Source organism: Bradyrhizobium sp. (assembly GCF_050014615.1).
Taxonomy (GTDB): Bacteria; Pseudomonadota; Alphaproteobacteria; order Rhizobiales; family Xanthobacteraceae; genus Bradyrhizobium.
This window is the reverse complement of sequence record NZ_JBEKCZ010000308.1, coordinates 1-5,034: the sequence shown is the minus strand read 5'-3', so window position 1 is coordinate 5,034 and position 5,034 is coordinate 1. Positions and strand designations below refer to the sequence as shown.

4 protein-coding genes are annotated in these 5,034 nt (G+C 59.2%); all 4 read left to right on the top strand.

From position 1 onward, the window contains the following. Positions 1-235 (top strand): alpha/beta fold hydrolase (locus ABR948_RS28615; protein ID WP_428124521.1); only part of this gene is annotated, 235 nt, incomplete at its 5' end. Positions 236-1,084: 849 nt separating this feature from the next. Further along, on the top strand, positions 1,085-1,909 hold the full coding sequence (locus ABR948_RS28610) for a sensor histidine kinase (protein ID WP_428124519.1): 825 nt from the start codon (positions 1,085-1,087) through the stop codon (positions 1,907-1,909). 952 nt (positions 1,910-2,861) lie between these two features. Then, on the top strand, positions 2,862-3,734 hold the full coding sequence (locus ABR948_RS28605; RefSeq protein ID WP_428124517.1) for a fumarylacetoacetate hydrolase family protein: 873 nt from the start codon (positions 2,862-2,864) through the stop codon (positions 3,732-3,734). After that, positions 3,734-5,034, top strand: a 1,301-nt coding sequence (locus ABR948_RS28600) for an FAD-binding oxidoreductase (protein ID WP_428124515.1), incomplete at its 3' end; no start/stop codon positions are given. The genes ABR948_RS28605 and ABR948_RS28600, both read left to right, overlap by 1 nt.

The window sequence follows — 5,034 nt, the reverse complement described above, 5'->3', positions numbered from 1 at the left end:
CGTCAAGGCGTTTTCAGAAACCGACCAGACTGAGGACCTCAAAAGGATCGACAAGCCCACCCTCATCCTGCACGGCGACGACGATCAGATCGTACCAATCGGCGCCTCGGCGATATTGTCTTCGAAGCTGGTCAAGGGCGCGACGCTGAAGGTCTACAAGGGCGCGCCGCACGGCATGTGCACCACGCGGAAGGATGAGGTGAACGCCGACATCCTCGCCTTCATCAAGGGCTGATCGCCGAGCGCCGTGCCGTCATTGGCACGGCGCTTTTCGTTCTGCCACTCACCCTCACGTACACAGATGCGGTCTATCGCGTGTTTCGAGGAAAGATCGTTGAAGCGCCAAAGGAATATTAGGAGCTTCGACTACGTCACTCGCTGGTATTCACCTGGCTGGTCCGGAGGCACAACTGTTTGACATTGCCCTGAAGATTATCGCCAATCTGGGGGTCATTGTCGGCGGGACAGCCGTCTACATCGCTTTGCGCAGCAACAGCCGCCAAGTTGGTGCCCAGATATTTCTGGCATACTCAAACCGTATTCATCAGCTTCGCCAGACGCTCGCCATCGACGTCGACGTCTATCGGCCCTTCAGTGACGCGACCGATCTGGATCCCGAAGCGAGACGCGCTGTAGTTGAAGCATTATATGCTGGAGCATATGGGAGCCGGATATGGCGCGACTTCTGAGCACTGCGGCGTTCCGCCATGAATGGTCATTGTTGCGACAGCGTTTCGAGACCCATCCTCACTTCATTGCCTGGGTGGCAAAGTGGCACGGACAGTCGCCGGTTTCTCAACGCTAGTATGGTGCAGGGATGGATCTCAAGCGGACGGAATCGCGAATGATGAATCTGTACATAAGCGATCGTCTATCTTCAGCCTTGCGTAATTTGCCGTTCTTATTCAAAATAAAACGTCAAATCATGGAAGATAACTGCTTATAGCGTTGTCATGCTTCGTACCTCAGATGGTTGTCGGGTCTTGAAATTGAGATAACCGACGAGCGCCGAACGAAATGCGAGAGCAACTCCTCCCGGCAACTAGGTCATCCAACCTAGTCCCTTGTTGGAAGAGAGGACGTCATGACCGACACAAATAAAGGGCTTGCGATTGTCACCAACGTCAGGGGAGCCGGCATCATGCGGGCGACCGAGCAGCCAGTAACCTTGGGAACGGCGGGCGCGGCAGACCCGCAGCAGCGGACGACCGATTTTCAGGCCGTGCTGCTTGCCATGGCCGGCCATGATCTTCGACAGCCATTGCAAGTCATCCGAAGCTCCCACGAACTTCTCGGCACCGGCGTCCGGACGAAATCCGAGCAAGATGTGCTCCGGACGGGTCGGCACGCAATCGATCGCCTCAGTGTGCAGCTCGATCAACTGCTCGGTGCTGCTCGACTCCATGAGCATTCCAATGAGACGAAGCTCTCACCTGTCGCGCTTGAGCCGCTGTTTCGGCAAGCATGCTGTGAAAACGAAGAACGCGCGTTTCAGAAGGGGATTAACATCCGCGTATGCGCCACTGGCGCATACGTCATGAGCAATGCGGTGCTTCTCAGTGGCATCCTCCGAAATCTGGTCGGCAACGCTATCAAATATACCGAACCCAAAGGCCGGGTTCTCATTGGCTGCCGCCGTTCGGGCCAAAACGTGCGCATCGACGTGTGTGACACGGGCATCGGTATCATGGATGAGCAACTGTCGAGAATCTTTGAGGCGTTCACGCGGCTTGATTCCACACGCTGTGATGGACTCGGTGTCGGGCTGTTCATCGTGCGCCGGGCCGTCGAAGTGCTCGGACATCGCATCGATGTTGGTTCCGTCGCGTCCCAAGGATCACGTTTTTCCATATTCGCAACGCGAGCCGACCAGAGGAGTGACATCTTCGCGCCCGGGCGGGACCAGTGAGCAACTGAGAATGACAGAAAATGCTTTTAGGTTCTGCGCTGAATAAATCTTGGTTCCATCCCCCATCGGGTCAAGATTGGTGAATGTGCGACTCCTCCCGCGCGCATTCGTGCCCGCGCAGAGACTGGGCCGATGGCACCGGGCCATCGGCCCTCTTTTTCTGCAAGTGGCATGTCATACCGCATCGAGAATGCGTCAAGCGGAGGGCATCGCGAGTGATAATCATGCACAGAAGCAACTGCATCTCAATCGGCGGGAAGAACTTCAGACCGTCGACGCGACTGTCGCATTCGCGACCGCTGCCAACGACTTTTGACCGGTGCCGCCAGCGCCGCGAACACGGCCATCAATACCTCTGAGCGCGACGCCGGCGGCTTCGGGCCGCGACGAGTTCGACCAGCGTTACGAAGAAGGCGCGCATCGACGGGCATGGTGACGAACGTGCATGCCGAATCTCTGGCCCCGCGGGGAGGCGCTCTCGACCACGTTCTGACATATCCAAGAGCAAGGGGGATGTCTGGTTCCCCCAGATGGATGAGATCGCCCGATTGGTAAACCGCGCAGGTCCGCCGACTGTCGATCGGAGCCCGCCGAGCCTAACCGGCCTGCCTCGGCCGACAGTCTGAAGAAGGAGAATTCCGATTGGGGACGGATGAATGCGTGGCGGCCTATCGGGTCGAGTAGCGGCCGAGGTGCGCTACGTAGGCTCATCTCTTGCGAAACAGCAAGACCGGTAAACCTGATAGCACCTATCAGTTTTTCGACGTTTCTGACGAAATCCAGCAGTTTCTGACGAGTCCGGGAACATCGTCGGTCTATGATTTTGCAGACAGAAACGACGGCGCGCTCCACGCCGCCAGCACCGTACCCGAGAGGCTGACGAGGTCATTGACCTGGCCAGAACAAATTTATGGCGCTGAGGCGCGTGTCCGCACGCCACTGGAGGGAACCTATGCGCATTGTCCATTTCGAGAAGGGGGGTGCCCCCGGAATTGCGGCGGATGAAGGTTCGGGCTGGCACGGCCTTACGGAGCGCGAAAGCGGATTTCCTGGCACTCTTCCCGAACTGATTGCGCAAGGTGCAGATCTGTCGCGCGTCGGTAGAGACCTTCTGCCCATGCAGGCAATCGACCTGAACGCGGTTCGGATACTGCCCCCGGTGCCCAAGCCGCCGAAAATCCTCTGTGTCGGTCTCAACTACGATGATCACCTCGAGGAAAGCGGACTCAAAAAGCCGGTCTATCTCGAAATTTTCGCGCGGTTCGCGACGAGTCTGATCGCTCACGGTGAACTGATCCGGCTGCCACCCGAATCGTCCACGCTGGACTATGAGGCGGAGCTCGCCGTGGTGATCGGCCGGGGAGGGCGCCGCATCAAGCGTGACAGGGCCCTCGATCACGTTGCGGGCTACTCCCTGTTCAACGATGCGACGATTCGCGAATTTCAACTGCGCACGCCGCAATGGACCATGGGCAAGAATTTCGATGGCACAGGGGCGTTCGGCCCCTGGCTAGTGACATCAGACGCCCTGCCGCCGGGGGCTCACGGATTGCGCATTCAGGGCCGCTTGAACGGCCGTGTGATGCAGGAGTCGTCTACCGACAAGCTCATCTTCAACGTCTCCGCGCTGATCGAAATGATCAGCGTCGCGATCAGTCTGGAGCCGGGTGATGTGATCATCACCGGAACACCCGGCGGCGTCGGGGCAGCGCGCAAGCCGCCTGTTTTCATGCAGCCGGGCGATGTCTTCGAAGTGGAGATCGAGGGGATGGGTGTTTTGAGCAACCCCGTCCAGCGTGAGTCACAAGAGGAGGCGTCGCGTTGATGAGAAAGTTATTTTCCGCGAACCCTGCGCGCATGCCACGGTGCGATGGGCCACCAAAGAACGATGCCGTCCCTGCCTCTCTGGTCGACGGGACACCAGGTGGCCTGAAAGCCGATCTCATCGCCCTCCTGGGAAAACAGAACGTCCTCCACAGAGCAATCGATCTCGTACGGTTTGCCTCAGATGCGAGCCCGTATCGGCTCATCCCTCAAGTGGTCGTGCAGCCCCGAACCACCGATGACATCGTCAAGCTCTTCCGCTATTGCCGAGAGAACGGAAGGCACGCCACGCTCCGCGCCGCGGGAACCAGCCTGAACGGTCAATCCCAATCGGACGATATACTCATCGACGTCCGCCGTCATTGGTACGGCGCCAAAGTGGAGGAGAGTGGCCGCCGAGTACACGCGCGTCCCGGAATGATCCTGGGGCACGTCAACGCCATGCTCGGGCGATACGGCCGGCGGCTCGGACCGGATCCGGCAAGTTCGAGCGCATGCACCATCGGTGGCGTGATAGCCAACAACTCCGGCGGCATGCGCTGCACCGTCAAAAACGACGCTTATCAGACCGTCTCGGCGATGACGTTCGTAACGCCATCCGGCGCCGTAATCGACACCTCGGCTCCCGACGCGGAGGCGGCATTTGAACGAGCCGAACCTGATCTTGCGATCGGGCTGCTGGAACTCCGCGGACAGTTGCTCGCCGATCGGGAGCTGGTCGACCGTGTGCGGCGAAAATATGCGATACGGAACACCCATGGCTACCGGCTCTGCGCTCTGCTCGACGGCGAGACGCCACTGGAAATCTTTCGCCGTCTCCTGGTGGGATCCGAGGGAACGCTGGCGTTCGTCGCTGAGGCCGTCATCGACACCGTGCCTGTTCCCCGCGTGACCAGTGTCGCCTGGATACCGGTGCCGACCATCGACGAAGCGGTCGGCCTTGTCCCAGGTCTTGTCGGTCTCGGAGCCACCGCCGTCGAGTTGATGGTCGCCCCCGCGCTCACCGCCGCGGGCCAGGCCTTCGCGCACACCCCTACCTATTGGCGAACGCTCGATCCGAAAGCTGCGGCCCTGCTGGTGGAGTTCGGTGCCGAAGACATGCCAGCGCTCGAGGTTTTGGAAAACAGGGTCATCGAGTTGACCTCCAACGCCAATCTAATCCATCCCGTAGATTTCACGAGCGCGGAGGAAGCTATCGAACTGGCGTGGCATGTGCGCGAAGGATTGCTTGGACTAGTTGGAAAAATTCGTCCCAAGGGCTCGACGCTCATTACCGAGGATGTGTGCTTTCCGCCAGAGCG

Coding starts and splice junctions, on each gene's coding strand:
- ABR948_RS28610 (WP_428124519.1), top strand. CDS start 1,085: ATGACCGACACAAATAAAGGGCTTGCGATTGTCACCAACGTCAGGGGA.
- ABR948_RS28605 (WP_428124517.1), top strand. CDS start 2,862: ATGCGCATTGTCCATTTCGAGAAGGGGGGTGCCCCCGGAATTGCGGCG.